The 22,398-nt window shown below is 75.6% G+C and carries 21 protein-coding genes and 2 pseudogenes; 6 read left to right on the top strand and 17 right to left on the bottom strand.

Annotated features, from left to right (window positions below; all coding sequences use genetic code 11):
• Window positions 1-125 precede the first annotated feature (125 nt).
• Window positions 126-740: pseudogene (locus tag IEY75_RS11160) on the top strand (transposase family protein); the annotation flags it as partial.
• A gap of 10 nt (window positions 741-750) precedes the next feature.
• Here IEY75_RS11160 and IEY75_RS11155 read toward each other — a convergent pair.
• From IEY75_RS11155 to IEY75_RS11140, 4 genes and pseudogenes are all read right to left on the bottom strand, one after another.
• Window positions 751-1,128 (bottom strand): annotated as a pseudogene (locus IEY75_RS11155) (transposase); the annotation flags it as partial.
• Window positions 1,129-1,165: 37 nt separating this feature from the next.
• Entirely contained in the window at window positions 1,166-1,429 is a 264-nt protein-coding gene (cutA, locus tag IEY75_RS11150) for a divalent cation tolerance protein CutA (protein WP_268244345.1), read from the bottom strand.
• Between the two features lie 36 nt (window positions 1,430-1,465).
• Window positions 1,466-2,323 (bottom strand): prephenate dehydrogenase/arogenate dehydrogenase family protein, encoded by an 858-nt coding sequence (locus tag IEY75_RS11145; RefSeq protein ID WP_189114198.1) that lies wholly within the window; start codon window positions 2,321-2,323, stop codon window positions 1,466-1,468.
• Window positions 2,320-2,607, bottom strand: a complete 288-nt coding sequence (locus IEY75_RS11140) for a chorismate mutase (RefSeq protein ID WP_189114197.1) — start codon at window positions 2,605-2,607, stop codon at window positions 2,320-2,322. The genes IEY75_RS11145 and IEY75_RS11140 overlap by 4 nt, the downstream gene beginning before the upstream one ends.
• Before the next feature lie 440 nt (window positions 2,608-3,047).
• Between IEY75_RS11140 and IEY75_RS11135 the strand changes: the two genes are divergently transcribed.
• Entirely contained in the window at window positions 3,048-3,536 is a 489-nt protein-coding gene (locus IEY75_RS11135) for a hypothetical protein (RefSeq protein WP_189114196.1), read from the top strand.
• Between the two features lie 170 nt (window positions 3,537-3,706).
• Entirely contained in the window at window positions 3,707-4,741 is a 1,035-nt protein-coding gene (locus IEY75_RS11130; RefSeq protein WP_189114195.1) for a M14 family zinc carboxypeptidase, read from the top strand.
• An 84-nt stretch (window positions 4,742-4,825) separates the two neighbouring features.
• Here IEY75_RS11130 and IEY75_RS11125 read toward each other — a convergent pair whose 3' ends face one another.
• Together IEY75_RS11125 and IEY75_RS11120 are read right to left on the bottom strand one after the other, a co-directional pair.
• Complete coding sequence (locus IEY75_RS11125; protein ID WP_189114194.1) at window positions 4,826-5,266, bottom strand: RICIN domain-containing protein; 441 nt, start codon at window positions 5,264-5,266, stop codon at window positions 4,826-4,828.
• A gap of 269 nt (window positions 5,267-5,535) precedes the next feature.
• The gene (locus tag IEY75_RS11120) at window positions 5,536-7,164 is read right to left on the bottom strand and encodes a histidine kinase N-terminal 7TM domain-containing diguanylate cyclase (RefSeq protein ID WP_189114193.1); all 1,629 of its coding nucleotides are present in this window, start codon (window positions 7,162-7,164) and stop codon (window positions 5,536-5,538) included.
• A 507-nt stretch (window positions 7,165-7,671) separates the two neighbouring features.
• On the opposite strand from IEY75_RS11120, the gene IEY75_RS11115 reads away from it, so the two are divergent.
• Window positions 7,672-9,171, top strand: a complete 1,500-nt coding sequence (locus tag IEY75_RS11115) for a S8 family serine peptidase (RefSeq protein ID WP_189114192.1) — start codon at window positions 7,672-7,674, stop codon at window positions 9,169-9,171.
• Between the two features lie 3 nt (window positions 9,172-9,174).
• Here IEY75_RS11115 and IEY75_RS11110 read toward each other — a convergent pair whose 3' ends face one another.
• From IEY75_RS11110 to IEY75_RS11080, 7 genes are all read right to left on the bottom strand, one after another.
• Entirely contained in the window at window positions 9,175-10,284 is a 1,110-nt protein-coding gene (locus IEY75_RS11110; protein ID WP_189114191.1) for a glycosyltransferase, read from the bottom strand.
• Window positions 10,214-11,254 carry a glycosyltransferase family 2 protein gene (locus tag IEY75_RS11105; protein ID WP_189114190.1) on the bottom strand — a complete coding sequence of 347 codons (1,041 nt, stop codon included), beginning with the start codon at window positions 11,252-11,254 and terminating at the stop codon, window positions 10,214-10,216. Before IEY75_RS11105 ends, IEY75_RS11110 begins: the two co-directional genes overlap by 71 nt.
• 120 nt (window positions 11,255-11,374) lie before the next feature.
• On the bottom strand, window positions 11,375-13,009 hold the full coding sequence (locus tag IEY75_RS11100; protein WP_189114189.1) for a glycosyltransferase: 1,635 nt from the start codon (window positions 13,007-13,009) through the stop codon (window positions 11,375-11,377).
• On the bottom strand, window positions 13,006-14,358 hold the full coding sequence (locus IEY75_RS11095) for a glycosyltransferase family 4 protein (RefSeq protein ID WP_189114225.1): 1,353 nt from the start codon (window positions 14,356-14,358) through the stop codon (window positions 13,006-13,008). Before IEY75_RS11095 ends, IEY75_RS11100 begins: the two co-directional genes overlap by 4 nt.
• A gap of 160 nt (window positions 14,359-14,518) precedes the next feature.
• Window positions 14,519-15,088 (bottom strand): copper resistance CopC family protein, encoded by a 570-nt coding sequence (locus IEY75_RS11090; RefSeq protein ID WP_189114188.1) that lies wholly within the window; start codon window positions 15,086-15,088, stop codon window positions 14,519-14,521.
• Window positions 15,089-15,110: 22 nt separating this feature from the next.
• On the bottom strand, window positions 15,111-16,298 hold the full coding sequence (locus IEY75_RS11085) for a Dyp-type peroxidase (RefSeq protein ID WP_373290255.1): 1,188 nt from the start codon (window positions 16,296-16,298) through the stop codon (window positions 15,111-15,113).
• A gap of 23 nt (window positions 16,299-16,321) precedes the next feature.
• Entirely contained in the window at window positions 16,322-16,912 is a 591-nt protein-coding gene (locus IEY75_RS11080; RefSeq protein WP_189114186.1) for a copper chaperone PCu(A)C, read from the bottom strand.
• Between the two features lie 311 nt (window positions 16,913-17,223).
• Between IEY75_RS11080 and IEY75_RS11075 the strand changes: the two genes are divergently transcribed.
• A complete protein-coding gene (locus IEY75_RS11075) occupies window positions 17,224-18,336 on the top strand; it encodes a hypothetical protein (protein WP_189114185.1) in 1,113 nt (370 codons plus the stop codon).
• 83 nt (window positions 18,337-18,419) lie between these two features.
• On the opposite strand, the gene IEY75_RS11070 is transcribed toward IEY75_RS11075, so the two are convergent.
• The 4 genes from IEY75_RS11070 to IEY75_RS11055 form a co-directional block, all read right to left on the bottom strand.
• Window positions 18,420-18,584, bottom strand: a complete 165-nt coding sequence (locus tag IEY75_RS11070) for a hypothetical protein (protein WP_189114184.1) — start codon at window positions 18,582-18,584, stop codon at window positions 18,420-18,422.
• Window positions 18,581-18,820: a helix-turn-helix domain-containing protein gene (locus IEY75_RS11065; RefSeq protein ID WP_189114183.1), complete on the bottom strand. Its 240-nt coding sequence runs from the start codon at window positions 18,818-18,820 to the stop codon at window positions 18,581-18,583. The genes IEY75_RS11070 and IEY75_RS11065 overlap by 4 nt, the downstream gene beginning before the upstream one ends.
• Entirely contained in the window at window positions 18,820-19,281 is a 462-nt protein-coding gene (locus IEY75_RS11060; RefSeq protein ID WP_229789546.1) for a DUF2975 domain-containing protein, read from the bottom strand. The genes IEY75_RS11065 and IEY75_RS11060 overlap by 1 nt, the downstream gene beginning before the upstream one ends.
• 420 nt (window positions 19,282-19,701) lie before the next feature.
• Entirely contained in the window at window positions 19,702-20,286 is a 585-nt protein-coding gene (locus IEY75_RS11055; RefSeq protein ID WP_189114181.1) for an HAD domain-containing protein, read from the bottom strand.
• 566 nt (window positions 20,287-20,852) lie between these two features.
• On the opposite strand from IEY75_RS11055, the gene IEY75_RS11050 reads away from it, so the two are divergent.
• Entirely contained in the window at window positions 20,853-22,391 is a 1,539-nt protein-coding gene (locus tag IEY75_RS11050) for an ABC transporter substrate-binding protein (protein WP_189114180.1), read from the top strand.
• Window positions 22,392-22,398 lie beyond the last annotated feature (7 nt).

The following is a 22,398-nucleotide window of genomic DNA, read 5'->3' as shown; positions in this document are numbered from 1 at the left end:
CGCGGGCGACCCGCACGACGTCGTCACGGAACTCTCGGGGGTAGGGCTTGGGCACGGTGGCATCCTTCCAGCCCGCCTCAACGGCAAGCCAGCTCAGGTGTCACCAGTTGGTGCAGCAGACCCGACGGTTGGCGGCGGGGTTCGGGGTGTCGGTCACGACGGTGTGGCGGTACCTGCGCGAGGCCATCAACCTGCTCGCCGTCATGGCCGCCGACACCACAACCGCCGCTGCTCAGGCGGCGAGGTTGGCCTACGCGATCCTCGACGGCACCCTGATCCCGATCGACCGGGTCGCCGACCAGAAGCCGTACTACTCCGGCAAGCACAAGCGTCACGGCGTCAACGTCCAGGTCCTGGCCGACCCCCACGGCCGACTGTTCTGGGCATCGCCGGCACTACCCGGCGCGGTCCACGACATCACCGCCGCCCGCACACACGATCTCATCAACACCCTGACCAGCCACAACGTCGAAGTGCTGGCCGACCGCGGCTACCAAGGAGCCGGCGGCACCATCCGCACTCCGTTCAAGCGACGCAGCAGCCGCGGCGGCCTGTCCCGCAGGCAGAAGGCCGTCAACCGTTCCCACGCCCGCGTCCGCGCCCCCGGCGAACGCGCCGTAGCGGTCCTCAAGACTTGGAAGATCCTGACCAAGCTGCGCTGCTGCCCACGACGCGCCACCACCATCGTGCAGGCCATCCTCGTCCTCCAACACATCGAGGACAACCGCCACCCACGATGAAAATGGCTCACTGGTAGAACGCCTGTTTGGAGAAGCCGAGCACCCGGCAGGTCACCGCGACGGGAATCCCGTCCGCGGCCAGGTCAAGGACCAGCGGGTACATCATTTTGAGATGATGTCGCGGGCGAAGAACGCCGCCGCCCGGCGCAGGATCTCGTTCTCCTGCTCCAGCAGCTTGTTGCGCTTACGCAAAGCTCGTAGTTCCGCCGACTCCTGCCCAGTGACCCCTGGGCGGTTGCCGTCTTCGATGTCGGCCAGCTTCAGCCAACGGTGCAGGCAGGACTCGGAGATCCCGAAGTCCTTCGCGATCTGCGACAGCGGGGCCTCGCCCCGGCGGGCGACCCGCGACGACGTCAGCACGGAACTCAGGCGGGAACGCTTTCGGCACGGGTGCATCCTTCCAGGAGGACCAAGATCCTCACAGGTCAGGAGTCAACCAAACCCGGGGCAGTCCCGGTGCTGATCCCGGTCTCCTCCGAGACCCAGGCGAGGTAGGTCGGGTTGCTGTCCGTCGAGGGCGCGCAGATGACCTCCGACACCTCGTAGGAGTGGCGCTTACGCAGCAGCGCCTCCAGGGCCAGGTACCGGTGGACGGTCGTCTTCACCACCACAAGCCAGTCCTGGGCGGTTCCGCGCGGGATCAGCGTGGGGCGGTTCGCATGCTGCTTCGCCCGGCCCCACTCAAACACCGCCCGGCCGGCGCGGCGCCGGACCCGGTGGGCTGCTCAGGCCGCGGCGGGCGGCCCGCACGCGGCGTGGGCGGCGTCGAAGATCGCGCGCAGGTCGCCGTCGTCGGCCGCCTGGAGCGCCCGGTCGGCGTCGGCGAGCGCCGCCGCGAACGTGCGCAGCGTCGCCCGGACCGCCGCCCGGTTCTCCCACACCATCGCGGTGCTGCGGTACGGCGCGGAGGCGGCCGACGCGGTGGCCCGCGCGTAGCTGGCGGCGGCCAGGCGGCGCGCCAGCCCGTCGGGCGCGGCGGTGTTGGCCAGGACCGCCGCGAGCAGGTGCGGCAGGTGCGACACCAGCGCCACGGCGGCGTCGTGCCCGGCGGCGTCGACCGGCACGATCCGGGCGTCGAAGTGGCGGCGGAGCAGATCGGCGACCTGTCGGTACGCGGCCGGGTCCGCACCGTCGCCGGACAGCGCCCACGGCACCCCGACGAGGAGGTCGGCGGCGCCCGCGTCGAACCCGGCGCGCGGCCCGCCGGCCATCGGGTGCCCGGCGACGAACCGGTCGGCGTACCCGCCCTGCCGGGCGCGCGCGGCGACGCCGCCCTTGGTACTGCCGACGTCGGTCACCACCGCGTCGGGCCGGGCCGCGGCCACCACCGCGTCGAGCAGGTCGGGCAGCCGGCGCAGCGGCGCGGCGAGGACCACGACGGCGGCGTCGGCGACCGCGTCGGGCAGGTCGGTACCGCAGGCCAGGCCGGCGCGCGCGGCCGCCGCCCGGGTCGGCGCGGACGCGTCCCACACCCGCACCGGCACCCCCTGCCGGCGCAGCCGCAGGGCGACCGCCCCGCCGATGAGGCCGACCCCGACGACCGCCACGGCCGGCCCGGCCGGGGCGGCGGCCGGCCGGCTCACAGCGGCCCCCGGCCGGCGCGCAGCAGGAGCAGCGCGAACGCGACGCCGTCCTCGCCCAGGGCGGCCTTGAAGCGGGCCAGGATCTGCCGCTCCCGGGACAGCACCAGGCGGGTGCCCCCACCGGCGACGCGCGCCCGGCCCACCTGCTGGGAGAGGCCGCTGCGCTCCCGCCACAGGGCGAGCAGCGCGGTGTCGATGCTGTCGATGCGCGCCCGGAGCGCGTCGGTACCCCCGTCGTCGCACTCCTGCGGGCGGGGCGTGGTGGTGGTGGACGGGTGCGACATGGTGGTCTCCCTCGGCGGCGTTGTCACCGCCCCGGAGGTCGCCGTGCCCGGGAGATCCGACGAAAAAAGCCCCAGGCTCGACGAGCCCGGGGCCGGATGCGGATCGACTGATGTCAGACGTCCACCATCGGCTTCGGACCCGGCCTGGCATAGCCGACGAAGCGGTGGGCGTATCGCGCGGACATCACCCACCCATGGTGGCCGACGCGGCCCGCGAACGCAACGGCCGCCGGGTCGGTGTTTCCCGGATCGGCCGACCGGTCAGGCGCCGCCGCCACCGGTCGGCCCGGCACCGCCCCGTCGTGGGATGAATCGGTCCAGCTCCAGCGGTTAGCGTGACCGTTCACCGCGGCCGCCGCACTCCGGCCGGCCGCGGGCGTCGCGCCCCGCCGGGACGCGGCGACAGCGGGACGCCACGACAGCGAAGGGACTTCGGTCGCATGGGACGGGTCGTCGGACACTACGCGCCCCGGGCGCTCGCCGGCCTGGTCGGCGCCCTGCTGATTCTCGCCCTGGTGCCCGGCCTGGCCCTGCCGTGGCAGCTCTGGGTGGCGGTCCTCGGCATCGCCCTGGGCCTGGGGCTGGCCATCCTCGCGCACCACCGGCACCTGTGCTTGCGGTGCGTCGGCGCGCTGCCGCTGAACGCCGCGGCGGCGGCCGAGCGGTACGCCCGCAGGTTCCGCGCCGCCCACCTGTTCGAGCGCCGGCCGGTGGCCCTGGGGTACCTGGCGGCGGTCGCGCTCTGCTCGCTGCTGTACGCCGATCCGGTGGGGCGGTACTTCTGGGTGGGGGCGCAGCTCTCGCTGGTCTACCTGATGTTCGCCTACGTCACCCACCAGCGGCTCCAGCCGTGGTGCCCGCGCTGCCGGCACGGCGGCCAGGAGCACGCGGCACCGGCGACGCCCACCCCGATCCTCACCACCACCTGACCCCGCCGCCCGGCACCCGCTGCCCGGAACCCCGTCCGGCGCCGCGTGCTTCTTGCGCCTGACGGCCGCCAGGGCGCCCGACTGTGGAAATGCGGGCGGGCGCGGGGGATAGGGCTGGGGCGTCGCGGCCACTACAGTGAGGCATCCACCGATATCGATAGGAGAAGTGGATGCGATCCTCCTTCGCCGCCCTCACCGCCGTCGGGCTGTTGATCGCCCTCCCCGCTCCGTCCGCCCCGGCCGCGCCCGCGGCGCCGCCGGCCCCCACCCGCGCGGACCTCGCCGCCGCCACCGCCCACCTGCGCGACGACGACCCGAGCAACGAGGAACTGGGCCGCCTGCTCGACGAGGTCGCGGCCGCCGCCCGGGGCCGCATCACCCTCGGCACGGCCGGGACGACCAACGAGCGCCGCCCGATCCGGCGCGCCACGCTCGGCCAGGGCCCGCTGCGCATCTGCTTCGTCACGCAGCAGCACGGCGACGAACCGCTCGGCACGCCGGCCGCCCTCAAGGCGCTGTGGGCGCTGGGCGCGGAGGACACCGAGTTCACCCGCTGGCTGCTGGGTCGGATCACCCTCGACGTCGTGCTCCGGGCGAACCCCGACGGGCAGGCCCGCAAGTGGCGGTACAACTACGACCCCCAGGCCAAGCCGAAGTACGGGCAGGCGGGCAAGGGGTACGACATCAACCGGTACCACGAGCCCTCCACCGCGCCGGAGAAGAACCCCGCGCCGGAGGCCGGGGCGATCCAGCGGCTCTGGCTGGAGACGAAGCCGTCGATCGTCGTCGACTACCACATGCAGGGCGCGTACACCGGGCCCGACGGCAAGCCCGTCACGGCCTCGATCATGTGGCCGACGCACGCCAAGGTGACGGCAGCGGCGAAGAACCGCGGCAGGCAGCTCGCCGTCCTCGCCCGGACCAGCATGACCGCGGGCGGGGCCAGCGTGACCCGCTACCCGGGCGACGACCTGGAGGGGATCGCCCGCAACGCCTACGGCCTGCGCGGCAGCGGCTCGCTCCTGGTCGAGCTGTCGCGGATCCCGGGCCGGGAGGCGTTCCAGGTCCAGTCGGCGCTGGACTCGATGGTCGCCATCGCGCGGTCCGCCGCCGACGGGTCCCTGGACAAGATCGACCCCGCCAAGGCCGACGACATCCCCGGGCGCGGCTACCGCGTCGCGGACGCCGACGACCCCGGGCACTGACCGCATCCCCCCGGACGCGCGCACGGCGCGGCCAGGCCCGGTTCTGGCGCCGGGGCGGACCTGACGGCCGCCCCGGCGCGGCTCTCAGAAGATCCAGTTCTGGTGGTTGCCGCCGTTGCAGTCGAGCGTGTAGGCGGAGTTCTCGTAGTTGCTGTCCAGGCAGCGGCCGGTCGCCACGTTCTGGACCTTGAGGCCGACGCCGGTGCGGATGACGTGCCACTGCTGGTACCGGTTGCCGCTGCACCCCAGGGTGTAGAGATTGCCCTGGTGGTCGCTGTCCAGGCAGCGGTTCGTGGCGATGTTGACGAAGGTGGCGCCCTGCGGGCCGGACCCCCGCCGCCACTGCTGGAAGCCGCCGCCGTTGCAGTCGTGGGTGTACGCCACGCCGTCGTTGTTGCTGTCCAGGCAGCGGTCGGTGGCGACGCTGCGGACGCTGCCCGTGTCCCCTACGGCCTGCGCCGGGGCAGCCGTCAGCAGGGTGGCGGCCATGGCAGTGGCGGCGCCGGCCAGGAACATGCGCTTCATTGTGGACTCCTCGGACTGTGCTGTGCCGCGGTGCGGTGCGGGCCGTCCGTCGTGTCGGGCCGGCCCGTTCCCGCCTGACAGCGACGACCATCGCGGCCGGGCGGCGGCCGGGACAAGCAGGTGGGACGCGGTGGGGACGCCCGGGACGCCGCCACCCGCGCCACCTGTGCCGCCGCCCGCGCTCCGGTACGGCGCCGGAGTGGACGGACCCGGGTGCGCGCCCCCCCGGCCCGGCCGGGACGACAACCCGTGCGGGCGCCGCGGGCGGGTCAGGCGGCGCCGGCCGGCCCGGTCCGCGTGTCGCGGTCGGCGACTACCCGGTCGCGGCCGGCGCCCTTGGCGCGGTACAGGGCCGCGTCGGCCGCCTGGAACAGCGCCGCCCGGTCGACCGGGCCGGCCGCCGACGCCAGCCCGACGCTCACCGTGACCCGCAGCGGCCGCCCGTCGGTCTCGACGACCGCGGCGGCCACCCGGCGGCGCAGCTCCTCCATCCGCTGCCGGGCCGCCGCGGCGGGGGTGTGCGGCATCAGGACGACGAACTCCTCGCCGCCGTGCCGGGCGAGCAGGTCGTCGATGCCGAGGTCGACGGCGAAGACGCGGGCCAGGGCGGTCAGGACGGCGTCGCCCGCGCCGTGGCCGTACGCGTCGTTGACCCGTTTGAAGTGATCCACGTCGATGATGGCCAGGCTCAGGCGCGGCCCGGCCGGGCCGGCGTCCAGGATCAGCCGGTCGAGCCGCTCCATCAGGTGGCGGCGGTTGTACAGGCCGGTGAGCGGATCCCGGACGGCCTGCTCCGCGAGGTCCGCCCGCAGCGCCTCGATCGTCGCCAACTGGGCGCGGAGCTGCGCGTTGGCCTGGGCCAGGCGCGCGTTGGCCTGGTCCGCCTCGCGGCGGCGGCGGTTGAGTTCGGTGATGTCGCGGGCGACGAAGGTCCAGCCGATCGCGCCGCGCCGCCGGTCGGCGATGGCCTGGACCCGCACGTGCAGGTCCAGGCCCGAGCCCCACACGTCGGACAGCGTGTGGGCGGCGCTGCCGTGCTCCGGCGGGGCCAGGCCGGTCAGCAGGCCGTCGACGGCCGCGCCGATCAGCTCGCCGCCCTGGCGGGGCCGCAGGTGCCGGGCCAGCCGCCGGGCGGCGTCGTTGGCGTCCACGATGACGCCGCCGCCGTCCACCACGAGCACCGCGTCGCTGACGCTCTCGAACACGCGCTGGTGCGCCAGCGGCATCCGCTCGATCCAGTTGCGGGAGACCGCCAGGTACCCGGCGATGGCGAGCACCGTGAAGCCGGTGGCGGTGGCGTCGACCGGCAGGGCGCCGAGGTACCAGACGACGCGGGCGACCACCGGCACCAGGCTGCCGACCAGCAGCGCGCCCAGCATCCGCCGGTGGCTGTCCCGGCTGCGGTGCCAGGCGCGGGCCACCCGGACCATGCTGTAGGCGACGAGGCTCTGCCCGTACGCGACGTTGACCCAGAACAGGGGTCCCGGCTCGACCTTCACCTCGTGGCCGGGGCCCCGCCACAGCACGTCGCGCAGCACCAGCCCGTGCCACGGGTCGGTGAGTGCCGCCACGGCCGTCGCCGCCGGGACCACCGCGAGCGCCAGCAGCAGCCGGCGCGAGGGCTCCCAGCCCCGGTCCAGTACCGCCAGCGACAGCACCAGCAGCCCGCTGCACAGCACGAGGAGCACCGGCGAGCTGGCCAGCTTCGCCGCGTAGGCCAGGCGCGCGTCCGGCGCCAGTACCGCGGCCAGCTCGACGCCCGACCACACCGCCACGGTGGTGCAGTTGATCGCCAGCACCCGCAGCGGCAGTACCCGGTGCCGGCGGGGCCAGCAGAGCAGGGCCACGACCGAGACGACGGCGATCGACAGCACGAACTGCGCGCTGGCCAGGGTCACGCGGTACCTCCCGTTTCGGCCGCGGCGGGGCCGCCGCTGTCTGGGACTCATCGGCGGGCCGGCCCGCAGGCTGAGCCCCGGGCGCCGTCGCCCGCCCGCCGCCGCCCCGGCGACGCGGCGTACCGGCCTCGATTATCGAAGATGCGCGGGGCGGGCGGAAATGATCGGACACACACCGTCGAATACGGGATGGACAGCGCGCCACCGCGCCGACTGCGACAGCCGCGGGATTGCGCGATTTTCGCTCACGACATCCGTGAGGATCGATGTATATGATGCGCTCGGCCGTATGCCGCTGCGGGCGCGGCGGAGCGGATCCGCGCGGGGACGCGCGGATCCGCCCCCGGCGCGACGCGGCGGTCCGCTCCGACGACGAGACGTCCGCGCCGCTCCGGCGACCACCCACCCCATCCCGGAGCATCCGGCGCGATGTCGCCACCCGCCCCGGGCGCCCCGCGTGCAAGGTCCGCGGCGGTGCCGCCCGCCCCTCATGGAAGGCCGCCGCAGATGTCTGCTCGCACCCGCCCGATGACCGCCGCGCCCTGGATCGGCATACCGCTGCTGCTCCTGGCCGTCGCCGGCACCCCCGCCGGCGCCGCCGCGGGCGCCCCGCCGCCGGCGCCGGCCGGCTACCAGCCCTTCGCCAAGCCCGCGTCCGCCGCGCTGACCGCCGGCGACAGCCGCAGCGCCATCCGGGTGAAGTTCGCCGAGGGCGCCCCGGTCCGGCTGCGCGACGGCGTGCTGCGCGGCCCCGCCGGCCCCGTCGCCGTGCCCGGCACCGCGCGCCGGCTGTTCCCCCAGTCCGAGGAGGAGCTGGCGGCGCTGTCCGGGGCCGCGCTGCGCTCGTCCGGCCGCGTCCAGGCCGACCTGAACCAGTACTACGAGATCACGCTGCGGCCCGGCGCCGACCCGGTGGCGGCGCTCGCCGAGCTGCTCGCCCGCGACATCGTGGAGATCGCCTACCCGACTCCGCTGCCCGTGGTGCGCCCCGGCCCGACGGGCGCGGCGGCCGCCGGCCCGGCGGCCGCGGCCACCCCGAGCTTCGTGGACCGCCAGCGGTACCGGCAGTCGGCGTCCGTCAACGGCGTCGACGTCGAGTACGCGCGGACGGTGCCGGGCGGGACCGGCAAGAACGTGCGCGTGCACGACATCGAGGGCGGCTGGGTCCGCGACCACGAGGACATGACCTCGCTGCGCCCGGACGAGGTGTTCGTGCCGCAGGGCTCGCCCGCGCCCGAGGACAAGAACCACGGCACGGCCGTGATGGGCACGCTGATCGGCGACGACAACCCCGCCGGGGTGACCGGGCTGGTCCCGCAGGCCACCCCGCGGCTGACCAACGACACCATGGTCGGCGGGCAGGTCAACCGGGGCGGCGCGATCGCCACGGCGGCCAAGGTCCTGCGGCCGGGCGACGTGATGCTGTTGGAGATGCAGATGAACGGCTGCACCGGCGGCTTCGCGCCGGTCGAGTGGGAGCCGGCGACCTACGACGCGATCGTCGCGGCGACGTCGCTGGGCATCACCGTGGTCGAGCCGGCCGGCAACGGCAGCAGCGACCTGGACGCGCCGTGCAACGGCAGCCCGTTCCCGCGGGGCAAGCCCGACTCCGGGGCGATCATCGTCGGCGCGGGCGGGGCCGGCCCGGCCCAGGGCTGCTCGACGGCGCGGCAGAAGCTCGGCTTCTCCACGTTCGGCAGGCGGGTCGACCTCCAGGCGTGGGGCGAGTGCGTGGTGACGACCGGGTACGGCGACCTGCAGAAGGGCACCGCGCAGACGAGCTACACGGCGCGGTTCAGCGGGACGTCCAGCGCGTCGCCGATCGTGGCCGGCAGTGCCGCGGCGCTGTCCAGCATCGCCCGCGAGCGCGGCCGCACGCTGACCCCGGCCCAGATCCGCGACCTGCTGGTCCGCACCGGTTCGCCGCAGGCCGGCGGGGGCAAGATCGGGCCGCTGCCGAACCTGCGCGCGGCGGTCGCGGCGCTGGAGGAGCTGCCGGTCCGCTGATCCTCAGCCGGCGGCCTCGTCGTACAGGGTCTCCAGCCGGGCGGTCTGGGTGTGCAGGTCGAAGTGGGCGCCGACGTGCCGGCGGGCCGCGGCGGCGAGCCGGCGGCACCGCGCGTCGTCGGTGAGCAGCGCCCGCAGGTGCGCGGCGAGCGCGGCGGGGTCGCCCTCCGGTCCGAGCAGGCCCGTCTCGCCGTGCCGGACGGCCTCCGGGATGCCGCTGTGCCGGGTGGCGACCGCGGGCACCCCGTGCGCGGCGGCCTCCAGGATGGTCGTCGGCAGGCCCTCGCGGTCGCCGTCGGGGGCGAGCTTCGACGGCGCCGCGAGGAGCCGGGACCCGGCCAGGTGCCGCGCCACGTCCGCGGGCGGGCAGGCGCCGGTGAACGTGGCGTCCAGGCGCAGGGCCGCGGCCCTGCGCCTGGCCTCGGGCAGGCCGGGGCCGTCGCCGACCAGCAGCAGCCGGGGGCGCAGGTCGGCGAGCGCCGCCGCCGCCGTCAGCAGGTCGTCGACGCCCTTCTTCGGGACGAAGCGGCCGACGAAGACCACGTCCCACCGCTTCGGCCCGGCCGGCTGCGGCGCCGGCAGCGGTACGCCGGTGTGGTGCACCCGGACCCGGGCCGGGTCGGCGCCGAGCGCGACCACCCGCTGCGCGATCGGCCGCGAGACCGCCAGGACCAGGGCCGCCTGCGCGAACGCCTCCCGCAGGTGCCGCCGGTACCGGGCGCCGCGCGCGCCGGCCGCCGCGGCCTGGCTCGTGACGTCGCGCCCGTGCGCGGTGATCACCAGCGGGAGCCCGAGCGCCGCGGCCGACCGGGCGACCAGCCAGCCGTCCCCGGCGAAGTGGGCGTGCACCAGCCGCGGGTCCGCCCGCCGCAGCGCCGCGCGCAGCGGCCGGCAGCGGCCGGTGGCCCGCAGGGCGAGGAAGCCCGCCCGCCCGGCGGGGCCGCCGGGCAGGACCGCCACGTCGGTGGCGCGGGCCAGCGGCGAGGGGTGCCGCAGCGCCCCGACGTAGGTGGGGCGCCAGCGGGTCAGCGCCCCGCCCTGGTCACGGACGAACGTCTCGGAACCCGGCAACAAGAGGCTGCGCCAGATCACCACGCGCTGTTCGGCTGCCATGTGCTCCGTCCACCGGTTCCGCGGCCCGGCCCGCCGCGCCGCGGCGGCGCAGGACGGCGTCCCGCAGCCGGTGCCGCAGCGTCGGCGGGACGACCCACAGTTGCAGGAATGTCAGGTAGTCGATCATGCCCGGCCGCCCGTGCCGGTGCGCCTCGCGCCACAGCGCGGCGAGGACGTGCGGGCTGCGGGTGGGGGCGGCCATCGAGGTGACCACGCTCATCAGGAACGCCGCGTACGCCCGGGGCGTGAACAGGTGCCGGATCGTGCGGACCCACGCGAACTGCGCCTGCCACGGTTCGGTGAGGCTGATCCGCGGCCGGTCCTCGTCCTGGTTCCAGATCACCAGCGGCGCGTCGGCGACGACGAACTCCGCCCCGGGCAGGGCCGCCGCCCGCAGCGTCCAGTCCAGCTCCTGCTGCCGGCGCAGCCCGACGGTGAACGGCACCCGGCGGAACAGTTCGGTCGGCGCCAGCAGCGTCGAGGTCTGGACGAAGCCGTCGCCGTGGAACAGTCCGCGCCGGACGGTCAGGTACTCGCTGACCGGTTCGCCGGCCGCCGGCAGGCGGCGCGGGATGACGTACTCGGCGCGGGGCGTCCGGTTGTACATCCGGCAGGAGACGATCGGCAGCCGCGCCCGGACCCGCTGGGCCGCGGCGAACTGGGTGGCCAGCTTCTCCGGCAGCCACTCGTCGTCGTCGTCCAGCAGCGCCGTCCATGGGGCGCGGGCCGCGTCCACGCCCGCGTTGCGCGCGTGCGGCGCGCCGCCGTTGCGCTCCAGCGTGATCACGCGGAGGCGGGGGTCGTCGACGGCGGCCAGGGCCGCGGCCGTCGCGTCGTCGGGGCCGTCGACGACCACGACGACCTCGATGTCGGAGAGGGTCTGGGCCAGCGCACCGCGCACCGCGCGGGTGACGAGACCGGGCCGGAACCGGGTGGGGATGACCACGCTGACCATCGGTGTGGCGTGCATCGCGCGCCCTTCGCGTAGGGAGACCTTGCCGGAGCACGGAACGCGCCGAAGGTAGCGAGCGAGTACTTCTTTCGGGTGAATTCACGGGGGCCAATGCCCGTACGGCCGACGTGCGTGCCGCTATGCGGCGCCGCGCCCGCGCCGCCCGCGCAGCGCCGGACCGACTCCGGCCAGCGCCCGCCCGGCGCGCGCCAGTACCCGACCCGCCCGCGCGAGCAGCCGGCCGGCGGTCAGCGGCACGACGGAGACCAGCAGGTCGCCGGAGCCGTCGCGCACCGGTGCCACCAGGTAGAGCCGGGTGCCGCGCCGCCGGACCCGGCGGGCGCCGCCCGTCCAGCGGGGGGCGCGCAGCGCGGCCGCGCCGCCGATCCCGGCGGACCCGGGGGACCGCGTCGGGTCGGCCGGGCCCAGCCGCGCGGAGACGCAGCGCCGCCGGCCGCCGCCGGCCAGCAGGTCCGGCACCCGGAAGCCGATCTCGACGGTCGTGCCGGCGGCGTCGCGGCCGGTCACCCGGGTCGCCGCCGGCACGTCCTCCGCCGCGACCGCGAGGGTCGCCGGCAGGTCCGGTAGCGGGCTGCGGGCGGTGAGGACCAGTGTGTCCGCGCCGTCGGCGCCGCGCCGCCACGCCGCCGCCGCGACGTCCAGCCGGGCCGGCCAGTCCGGGGCCGCGGTGACCTCGAAGCAGGAGTCGGGCACCGGCCGGTCCCCGCGGCGCAGCCCCGGGTAGCGCGCGTACCGGCGCCCCTCCTCGACCAGGGTGCCCGGCGTGCCGGCGGTCGCGTCGTGCCGCACCGCGTCGAGTAGGTCGTCCAGCGCGCCGTCGCGGCACAGGGCCGCCCGGATCCGGGTCTGGGCCGGCAGCCGGTCGGCGATCTCCGGGGTCAGGTGCGCGGCCACCAGTCGCCCCACCCCGTGGTGGACCTCCCGCTGGGTGGCCCGGTCCAGCAGCAGCAGGTCGTCCTGGAGCAGCTTGCCGATGTTGTGGTCCACGTAGTGCCGCAGCACGGCTTCGCGGGCGGCGCCCGGCGGCAGCAGCCGCGACGCGAAGGCGAGCATCGCCCCGACCGCGGTCAGCCGGTCCCGGTGCCGGCTCAGGTAGGTGATGTTGGTGGCGCCGTGCCGGCGGACGGCGTAGTAGTACGGCTGGTCGGCGAGGACCGACACCCGGGCCGCCCGGTGGCAGGCCTCCAGCGTGAACGGCTGGTCGCTGCCCAGGGGCCAGCCCAGCGGGTACCGGATGCCGTACCGCTCGATCAGCTCCCGCCGGAACAGCTTGGTGTTGCCCAGGGAGCGGGCCAGCGGCGAGTCGGCCAGCCCGACGTCGACGGCGTCGCGGGCGAAGATGTCCTGGAAGATGTGCCGGCTGTTGACCCCGACGACGCGGCCGAGCACCACGTCCGCGCCGTGCGCGTCGGCCGCGTCGACCAGCCGGGCCAGCGCGTCGGGCGCGAGCCGGTCGTCGGCGCCGACGAAGAAGACGTACCGGCCGGTCGCCGCGTCGAGCCCGCGGTTGCACGGCCCGGCCGGGCCGCCGGAGTTCGCCTGGTGGACCACGGTGAACAGGCCCGGGTGCCGCCGGGCGTACCGGTCCAGCTCCCGGCCGCTGCCGTCGGTCGAGCCGTCGTCGACCGCGACGACGTGCATCCGCCGCGCGCCGATGCTCTGGCCCACCAGCGAGTCCAGGCACTGCCGCAGGTACGGCATCGTGTTGTAGACGGGGACGATCACGTCGACGTCGGGGCGGGCGTCGCTCATCGCCGCGGCACCCCGGCGGTCGGGGCCGGGCGGTCGGCGGCGGGGACCAGCCGCCGGTACAGCGCGTCGAGCCGCCGGGCCTGCGCGGGCCAGGTCCAGCGCGGCAGCGGGGAGTCGGGCGCGTCGTAGGCCGCCCGGTAGCGCCGCGGGTCGGCCAGTACCGCGCGGACGGCGCGGACGAGGTCGTCCACGTCCCCGGCGCGGAACACCTCGCCCTGGCCGGTCGCCCGGACCGCCGCCGCCATCGCCCGCACGTCGCTGACGACCACCGGCAGCCGGGCGTGGGCGTACTCGAAGAACTTGGTGATCAGGGCCAGTTCGTGGTTGGGCCAGTGGTGGATCGGGATGAGCCCCGCGTCGGCGCCGGCCAGCAGCGGGACGACCTGCCAGTACGGCACGTACGGCAGCAGGTGCACCCGGTCGGCGACCCCGAGCCGGCGGGCCAGCGCGCGCACCTGCCCGGGGTACGGCGCCGCCACGTCGCCGACCACGAGCGCCAGGTGCGCCCCCGGCAGGTGGGGCAGGGCGGCCACGGCGGAGGCGATCCCGCGCTGGGCGGCCGCGACGCCGCTGTACACCAGCAGCGGGGTGTCGGCGGCCAGGTTGCCGCACCGGCGGCGCAGGTCCGGGGCGGGCTCGTCGGGGGCGTCCGCCGGCCGCGCGAGCAGCGGCGCGTTGAGGACCACCACCGGACGCTCCGGCAGCCGGTGCGCGGTCTGCAGCAGGCCCGCCAGTTCGTCGGAGACGGTGACGACCGCGTCGGCGTCCGCCGCGAACTCGCGTTCGTAGCCGACGTGGGCGGGCAGCCAGCGCGCGTCGTCCCGGCGGGGCCGGATGCCCGGCAGGTACTCGTGCGCGTCCCACACCAGGGCCACCGGCCGGCCCCGCGCGCGGCGCCGCCGCGCGGCCCCCGCCCCGACGCCGAGCATCCGGAAGTCGTGGGCGTGGATCAGATCCGGCTCCAGCGCGTCGACGACCGGCCCGAAGACGCGCGCGTACGACGCCAGGCCCGGCTCCAGCCGCCGCCACGCCCCGTCGCCCAGGCGCCGCCGCCAGTACCAGAGCATCCCGTACTCGACGGGCCGCCGCGCCGCCCGCGCCAGCCGCAGCAGCAGGCCGCCCCGCGCCACGAGGCGCCGCCGCAGCGCCCCGGCACCTCCGCCGGCCGCGGCCGGGGAGCCCCCGCCGGGCATCGGCAGCAGCCGCACCTCGGCGCCGCCGAGCCGGTACCGCTGCGCGGTGTCCGTCGGCGAGACGCCCAGCAGGGTCACCTGCCAGCCCGCCTCGGCGGCCGAGCGGGCCACCTTCTGCACGCGGGAGTCCCCGGCGACGGCGTTGTCCACCAGCATGACCACCCGGCCGCGCGGCACGGCGCGGCCCGGGGCGGCGGTGCGCGACTCGGGGTCGGGGTCGGGTGACGTCATCCGGTCTCCGTGTGCTCGGGGGCCGCGGACGGGCGCGCCGGAGTCTACGCGGCCACCTCCGCCGACCTCGGCGCCCCCGGCGGCCTCAGGCCCGGCGGCGGGCCGCGCGCCGGACCAGCAGCCAGCCGCCCGCCGCGGCCGCGAGGACGGCGACCGCCGCGGCCGCCAGCAGCCAGGGCGGCGGCCCGCCGGAGCCGGCCGCGGCCGCGGGGGTGGGCTCCGGGCCGACCGGCGTACCGGTGGCGGTGGCCGGTGTCGGTGTCGGCGGGGCGGGGGCTGCCGGGTCGGCGACGGTGAACGGGTAGGCGCCCTGCACCAGGTGCCCGTCGACGGAGACCACCCGGTACGCCACCTTGTAGCTGCCGTTGGCCAGGGGCTGGCGGATGGGGACGGTGCCCTTGGTCCCGGCGACGGCGGCCTCGCCGGTGGGGACCTTCTGCCCGGCGCCGTCGGTGAGGACGACGGTGGTGAAGGCGGGGTCCAGCTCCTCCAGGAACCGCAGCACGATCGCCGTCGGCGCGGCCCTGAGGGCGGCCCCCTTGGCCGGGCTGGCGGAGGTGAGCTGGTTGTGGGCGGCCGCGGGGGCGGCCGGGGCGAGGGCGGCGGCCAGGGCGACCAGTACCGCGGCGGACAGGCGGGCGAGCGAACGGGGCATGGGGGTCTCCGGTGGGTGGGGGTCAGCCGAGCAGGTCCTGGCCGACCCAGCCGCCGGGGTCGCAGCCGGGCGGGACGGCGAAGACGGCGGAGCCGATCGGGGTCGTCCACTCGTTGAGCAGGTCCCGCTCGGCGAGGCGGCGCTGGAGGGGAAGGAACTGGCGGGCGATGTCGGCCTGGTACGAGGCGAAGATCAGCCCGCTGTCGGCGTGCCCCTCGGCCGTGGGGGCGCCGTCGTAGTTGTACGGCCGCCGCAGGATCTTGAGTCGGTCCTCGGTCACGTGGGCCCGCGTGACGTGCGAGAAGTCCGGCATGACGGTCAGGCCGTCGTCGTTGGTCGCCGTGAAGTCGGGGGGGTCGTGCTCGGCGGTGCCGGTCAGCGGGGCGCCGCTGTCCAGCCGCCGGCCGACGGCCGCCTCGCGGTCGGGCCGGCCGAGCAGGTCCCAGGTTTCCAGGTTCATGCTGATGCGGCGCACGACCAGCGTGGTGCTGTCGCGCAGCCACGGCGGACCCTCGGGCAGCCACACCACCGTGTCCGCCGCGGCGCCCGCGGCGGGGTTCGCCGTGCCGTCGAGCTGGCCGAACAGGTTGCGCTGGGTGCGGCCCGGCTCGGCGCCGGCCGCGCGCCGGAAGCCCTGCTGGACCCAGCGGACGGTGCCGAACGGGCGGCTGTCCTTGATCAGTACCCGCTGGGCGTGGGTGACGGTGACCGGGTCGTCGGCGCACACCTGGAGCAGGACGTCGCCGCCGGACCAGCGCGGCTGCAACCTGTCGATCTTGAACGGCGGCAGGTCGGCCAGCGACCCCGGGCGGCGGTCCTCGACGCCCGCGGCCCGGTACAGCCCCGGCCCGAAGCCGAAGGTCACCGTCAAGCGGGCGGGGATCTGCCCCAGCTCCGGCTCCGTGTCGGCCAGCGCCGGCTGCCCCTGCGTGAGCCGGGCGGCGTCGTCGGTGAGCAGCCGCAGCATCCGGCCCAGCTCCGTCCGGCCGACGCCGGGGCGCAGCGTGAGCGCCACGAACGCCGCGTGGGCCTGGGGCTCGGTGGTGACGCCGGCCTGCCGCGCGCCGTGGAACGGCTCCACCGCGGACCCCGTGGACACGGGGGTCAGGGCCGGCGCCCCGTCGCGGCCGGCGGCGGCGACCGCCGCGCCGCCGGCCAGGGCGCCGCCGGCCGCCACCGCCCCACCGGTGAGCAGCCGGCGGCGGCTCACCGGCCGCGCCTCGGGTGTGCCGCTCACGGCGCCGGGGACCCGGCGGCGGCGGACCCGCTGGCCGAGGGCGCGGCGCCGCCGGGCGACGGGCTGGCGCCGTGCCCGGGGGCGTAGTCCTCGCCCGCGCCGGTGTACGGCTTGGCGACCGCGGTGAACGCCATCGTCCCCCCACCGGCGAAGGTGAGCGTGAACGACACCTGCTCGCCGGCCGCGACCGGCCGCTTGAGCCCCATCAGCATCAGGTGGTCGCCGCCGGGCTCCAGCTTGTGCGTACTCCGGGCCTTGACCACAAGGCCGCCCTGCTTGGCCCGCATGACCATTTTGCCGTCTTTCATGGCCATCTCGTGCAGCTCCATCGGCGCGAGGTCCGTGGTGGCGCCGACCACGGTCACGTCGGCGTCGGAGTCGTTGACCAGCGTCCCGAACGCCGCGGTCATGCCCTTGTCGGCGGCCTTGACCCACGGGTCCTGGATCCGCAGCGACTGGGCGGCCGCCGTGCTCGGCGCGGCCGCGGACGGCGGGTCCGCCGACCCGCAGCCGGACAGCGGCGCGGCCAGGAGCGCGGCGGCGAGTAGGGCGGCGTACCGGGCGGTTCGGGCAGGAACATGGCGCATGGGATCCTCCTCGTACGGCGGGTCGACGAACTGTTAGTCGGCGCCGCGCGGACAGGAGTTCCCGGCATTGCCCAGCTCACCGCGCCTGGCGCCGCCGCACCGGAATCGGGTGGTCGAGCCGGGTGTCCCGGCCCGGAGGCCACGGCGCCGGCACGGTCAGGCACTTCGGCACCCGAGCGGCGCCAGACATCGATGGCCGTAATCCTCAAGAGGGTGTGTCGGATACCGGACAGTGAGGAAAGTCATGCGCCGGGCCGCCTCTAGCGTGGACGGACCGAGTCCGTTCGCCCACGCTCACGGAGGTGTCACCCATGCGTACGACGTACCTCGCGGCGGTCCTCGCCGCAGCCACCCTGTCCACCGCCCTGACGACCCCGGCCGGCGCCGCGGTGGTCGGGGCCCCCGCCGCTCCGGCGCCCGGCGGCCCGCCCACCGCGTTGTCGGCCGGGGGCGACGGCGACCGGACCGAGGTGGCCTGGCACCGCGGCCACGGGCAACTCGCCGTCTCCGCCGCGGAGGCGAGCGGCTGGAGCACGCCGCGCGAGATCGCCCGCCCCGGCCTCGTGCGCCAGACCGCCCTGCTGACCCGCCCCGACGGCGGCGCGGAGGTGCTGGCGCTCGCCGACGACCGCCACAACCGGCGGCAGCTCTCCAGCGTCGCGCGGTCCGCCGACGGCACGTGGTCGCCGCTGCAGCCGGTGCCGGCCGACGCCGCCTCCGCCACCGCGTTCGCGGCCGTCCCCGTCGGTGCCGCCGACCTGGACGTCGTCTACGTCGCGCAGAAGGAGGCGCGGACCGTCAGCCGGCGGGCGGGCGTGTGGTCGCCGCAGCGGACGCTGGGCGGCGCCAGCGAGGGGGTGGGGGTCACCGCGGTCCACCACCGCGGCCGGACCGAGGCGTTCTGGATCTCCGGCGGCGGGCTGCAGACGAGCGTGCGCGCGGCCGCGGACGGTGCGTGGAGCCCGCCCACTGTCGTGCCGGCGGGCATGACGTTCGAGACCGTGAACGCCGTCACCGGCGCCGACGGCAGCCTCGACCTCGTCGGGGTGACTCGCAAGCGCCTCGTGGGCGCGGTCCGGCGGGACGCCTCGGGCACCTGGGAGGAGACGCGGTTCCCCCAGTCCGATGGCGACGAACTGCGCGAGGCGCGGGGGGTCCGGGTCGGGAGCCGGCTGCACGTGCTGACCGCCGGGCGCGACGGAATGCTGCGGGTGACCACCCGCAGCGGCGACGCGTGGGGCAGGACGACGCACCTGGGGTCGGCGAGGGACCTCGGCGGCAGCCAGTCCCCGTTCACCACCGGCCTGCTGGGCGCGGCGAGCAGCGGCACCACCGTCGAGGTGCTCACCTTCGCCCAGGGGATCAACCGGGTCGGCGGCGACGAGCACGGCTGGACTCCGCAGCGGCGCGTACTTCCCTTCTGAGCCCGGCAGCGGCGGGCCCGGCACGGCCCGAGCCCGCCGGCACCGGCCAGGGGAGACTCATCTGTGCCGTCGCGGGCGCGCCGTCACCGGGTGCGGCGCAGTCCGCGCCAGGCGCCGAAGGCGGCCGCGACCACCAGCAGCACGCCGATCAACTGCATCCCCGGGGAGTCGTCGGCCTCCCCGTACCGGAGCGCGGCGAAGCCGAGGGCGGCGACCGCCGCGGCGGCGAGAACGACGAGGTACTTCACGCGGACTCCTCGGTGGTGTCGGCGGGCCGACCGTCGTCGACCCACTCCAGCAGGTCGCCGGGCTGGCAGCCGAGCACCCGGCACATGGCCTCCAGCGTGCTGAAGCGCACGGCCTTGGCCCGCCCGTTCTTCAGGACGGCGACGTTGGCCGGCGTCAGGCCGACCCGTTCGGCGAACTCGCCGACGCTCATCTTGCGCCGGGCCAGCTCGACGTCGATGCGGACGACGATCGGCATCAGATCACCGCCTCCATGTCGGTCCGCAGCGCGGTGGCCTGGCGCAGCAGGGCACGCATGACGACCATCAGCAGGCCGACGGCCGCGACACCGACCAGCAGCAACAGCAGCAGCAGCGGCAGCCCGGGGTCGTCGGCATGGAATCCGACATAGAAGAAGACCCCGAGGAGCACCGTCCAGGCTGCGCCGATCACCCACACGATCGCGTCCACCCACCACAGCGAGGCGTCGCTGAAGATCCGGTCGTTCTGGACCAGGCCGAGCAGCTTCCAGGTACAGACGATCACCGCCTGGACGCAGACCACCCAGAAGACGGTGACGGCGGTCGCCGGCCAGCGCAGGTGTGCCATGTCCGGCGACTCCCGGGCCATGTGCGCGAACTGTCCGGGCAGCGACATCGTCTCGAACAGGACGAGGATCCCGAACAGCAGTACGAGAAATACTCTCAGTGGCAGTACCACTCGATTGACCGTCAGCATTAATCGAGTATCAGTTGCATCCTATCGAAAGTCAATAGATAGATAGTCGCCGTGAGTACGGGTGTCCCGACGTCAGATGTGTGGTTTCGTGGGCGAAGCGTTCTGCCCGAGCCGATTGACGAATCCTGCGGCCGGCTCCTGCGCGGCGGACCACCCCGCGGCCGCGCAGGGGAAGGCGGCCGGCCGGTGGGCGCCCGGACTCACCGGGGCAGGCAGTTCCAGTGGCGGAACTCCGCTGAGCAGGGAGCTTGCCAGTCCTAGCAGCCAGATCCTCATGACTCATTGTGAGCGTTCGGGAGTCGTCCTCCCGGTAGCCGGCCCCGCACGCTGCCAGGTGACCCGGCGGTCAGTCGGCGGCGACGGCCGAATCGTGCTCGGCGCCCGGCAGCATCCAACCCCGAATCAACAGTCGGCGGTACCGGTACCGGTACTGCCCGTCGCCGACTGGGCGGAAGCGGTGAACGCCTCGATGGTGTCCATGTGTTCCGGGTTGAGCCCCGCCCGCGACTCGGGCCGGATCAACAACGCCCGGCCGGTCCCGGTCAGTTCGGCGTGCAGCGGACTGTCCGCGAGCGGTACGACCTCGTCATCGGTCCAGATCAGCCGCCGCCCGCGGGCGAGAACCCGCCGTGCGGCCTCGACCTTCAGCCGGTCGGCGTGCTCGCCGTGCACCTGGTCGGCGAAGGCCCGCTCCAGCGGGGGGAGCCGGAACAGGCGCTCCACCTGGTTCGAGAAGGCGCACCACGTGGAGCACCACACGACCTGCGCGCCGCCGGCGGTGTGCAGGTCGCGGATGCGGTCGAGGAGGGCCGGCGCCCACCGCATGGGGTAGGGGAAGCCTGCGGCGTGGGCGGTGCCGTGGTGCGGCGCGGCGCTCCAGCGGGGCTTGCGGGCATTGATGACGCCGTCGACGTCGAGGAGCCAGACGGGTGCCCCGGCCGGGTCGGCCGGCGGGGCGAGTCCGAGTCGTTCTTCCAGCGTGGTCATCGGGGAGCTCCCCACGTCAGGCAGCGGGTTCGGTCCGTCGGGGATCAGAAACCGCCGAGGCCGGGCGGGTCGAGGTCGAACGGCGGTCGGGGTTCGGGCGTCTGCGCTGCGGGCGGGGGAGGGAGACCAGAGGAGCGGCCAGCGGCGCCCACGAGCGGAACGCCAGGGCGACGAGTACGCCGCCGCCGGGCAGGACCGGCAGGACCCACGTGACCGTCCGCGCCGTCCGCTTCCGCCGCGACTGCCCCCGCGGCGACGGCGGCGAACGCCAGCGGGCCGCCGAGGACGTCACCCAGCCGGCCGAGGTCCTCCCACCGCGAGTGGCATCCCGTCGCCCGTTTCGCTGATAGTAGGACCGCGGAGTCGGGGCGGTAAGTCTTGTCGACATTTCTACTGGACGGCGGCGCGGAACTCCCGGGCGACTTCCTCGTCGTCGGGGTGGGAATGCCGCTTCACGTCCAATGAAAACAGTTGCCATTTTCGAATGATCTCCGTAGCCTGGCCTACAGTGGTCCGTCTGCTGAAAGGTCCCCATGCCTGGCCCTGGCCTGTCACGCCGTCGCCTGTTGCACGCCGGTGCCGGTCTCGCCCTGGCCGGTACCGGCCTGATCGGCGCCGCCGGGTGCGCGCGGCAGCACTCCGCTCCGCCGAGGTCCGCCGACACCCCGCCGCGCCGCGGCGGCCGGCTGCGGGCCGCGTTCATCGGGGGGACCGCGGACACCGCCAACGTGCTCTACGCGGTGATGACGGCAGTCGGCTACGTCCGGGCGCGGGTCGTCTACGACACCGTCGGCGAACTGGACGACGACGGCCGTCCGGTGTGGCGCCTGGCCGAGTCGGTCGAGGGGGACGCCACCGGCACCCGCTGGACCATCCGCCTGCGCTCCGGGCCGGCCTTCCCCAACAACCGCCCGGTCACCGCCGCCGACGTGCTGTTCAGCCTGCGCGCCTACGTGGAGCACAAGGCCCCCCAGTCGGCCCTGCTGGCCGACGTGGATTTCGCCGCCAGCCGCGCGGCCGACCCGCGCACCCTCGCCGTGGTACTCCGCCGGCCGAACGCCTTCTTCGACCTGGTGCTCACCCAGTCGCTGTTCGTCGTCCCGGCCGGCACGACCGACTTCGACCGGGCCGCCGGCAGCGGCCCGTTCACGATCACCAGCTACCAGCCCGGCAAGCCGGCGGTGCTGGCCGCCAACCGGAACTACTGGGGCGCGGACTCCGGCGGGCCGTACCTCGACGAGCTGGAACTGGTCCCCGTTCTCGACGCCACCGCCCGGGTCAACGCCCTCAAGGCCGGTCAGGTGGACTACGCCGCGAGCGTGCCGCTGCCCGCCGCCCGCGCCGAGGCGGGCAACCCGGCCCTGCAGGTCCTGACGCCCCCGAAGTCGGCGTGGGTGGATCTCGGCATCGCCTTCCACCGCGCCCAGGCCCCGTTCACCGACGCCCGGGTCGTCGAAGCGATGCGGTACGCCGTCGACCGCACCGCGATGGTGCGGACGGTCACGCTCGGCATGGGCGAGCCGGCCCAGGACCGCCTCGGTGCCCACTTCCCGTACTACGCCACGGACCTGCCGAGCCGGGACCACGACCCCGAGCGCGCCAAAAGCCTGCTGACCGCGGCCGGCGCGAGTGGCCTGAGCTTCCCGCTGCGGACCAGCGACTACGAGTACGGGATGGTCGAGGCCGCGCTCGCCCTCGCCGAGCAGGCCCGCGCGGCCGGGGTGACGGTCCGCCTGGACAAGGTGCCCGCGGCCGACTACTACCGCGACCCGGCCGGCTCCCGCGCCCCGGCGCAGTCGCTGAACAACCACCCGAAGCCGCTGCCGCTGGAGGTGCTGTACTACTACGGCACCGGCGCGGTCGCGGGGTTCACCGGCCTGGCCGGGCCGGCGATCGATCCGCTCGTCCAAGCGGTGCGCGGCGCGACGACGGAGGAGAAGCGGACCACCGCCCTGGGCGACATCCAGCACTTCCTGCACGACAAGGGCGGGGACCTGATCTACGCCCGTGCACCCGTCGTCGCCCTGGCGGACACCCGGGTACACCACGTGCAGGCGCGCGGCTACGCCGCCTGGCCGAGCTTCCGCGACGCGTTCCTCGCCTGATGGGCGA

The organism is Pilimelia terevasa, from assembly GCF_014647915.1.
In the GTDB taxonomy this organism is placed as follows: domain Bacteria; phylum Actinomycetota; class Actinomycetes; order Mycobacteriales; family Micromonosporaceae; genus Pilimelia; species Pilimelia terevasa.
This window is presented reverse-complemented; position numbering and strand designations above follow the sequence as displayed.

Bases quoted from the DNA above. Each gene is read 5' to 3' on its own strand.
- IEY75_RS11140 (WP_189114197.1), bottom strand. From the start codon at position 2,607: ATGTCGCACCCGTCCACCACCACCACGCCCCGCCCGCAGGAGTGCGAC.
- IEY75_RS11135 (WP_189114196.1), top strand. From the start codon at position 3,048: ATGGGACGGGTCGTCGGACACTACGCGCCCCGGGCGCTCGCCGGCCTG.
- IEY75_RS11130 (WP_189114195.1), top strand. From the start codon at position 3,707: ATGCGATCCTCCTTCGCCGCCCTCACCGCCGTCGGGCTGTTGATCGCC.
- IEY75_RS11125 (WP_189114194.1), bottom strand. From the start codon at position 5,266: ATGAAGCGCATGTTCCTGGCCGGCGCCGCCACTGCCATGGCCGCCACC.
- IEY75_RS11115 (WP_189114192.1), top strand. From the start codon at position 7,672: ATGTCTGCTCGCACCCGCCCGATGACCGCCGCGCCCTGGATCGGCATA.
- IEY75_RS11110 (WP_189114191.1), bottom strand. From the start codon at position 10,284: ATGGCAGCCGAACAGCGCGTGGTGATCTGGCGCAGCCTCTTGTTGCCG.
- IEY75_RS11105 (WP_189114190.1), bottom strand. From the start codon at position 11,254: ATGCACGCCACACCGATGGTCAGCGTGGTCATCCCCACCCGGTTCCGG.
- IEY75_RS11100 (WP_189114189.1), bottom strand. From the start codon at position 13,009: ATGAGCGACGCCCGCCCCGACGTCGACGTGATCGTCCCCGTCTACAAC.
- IEY75_RS11095 (WP_189114225.1), bottom strand. From the start codon at position 14,358: ATGCTGGTGGACAACGCCGTCGCCGGGGACTCCCGCGTGCAGAAGGTG.
- IEY75_RS11090 (WP_189114188.1), bottom strand. From the start codon at position 15,088: ATGCCCCGTTCGCTCGCCCGCCTGTCCGCCGCGGTACTGGTCGCCCTG.
- IEY75_RS11080 (WP_189114186.1), bottom strand. From the start codon at position 16,912: ATGCGCCATGTTCCTGCCCGAACCGCCCGGTACGCCGCCCTACTCGCC.
- IEY75_RS11075 (WP_189114185.1), top strand. From the start codon at position 17,224: ATGCGTACGACGTACCTCGCGGCGGTCCTCGCCGCAGCCACCCTGTCC.
- IEY75_RS11065 (WP_189114183.1), bottom strand. From the start codon at position 18,820: ATGCCGATCGTCGTCCGCATCGACGTCGAGCTGGCCCGGCGCAAGATG.
- IEY75_RS11055 (WP_189114181.1), bottom strand. From the start codon at position 20,286: ATGACCACGCTGGAAGAACGACTCGGACTCGCCCCGCCGGCCGACCCG.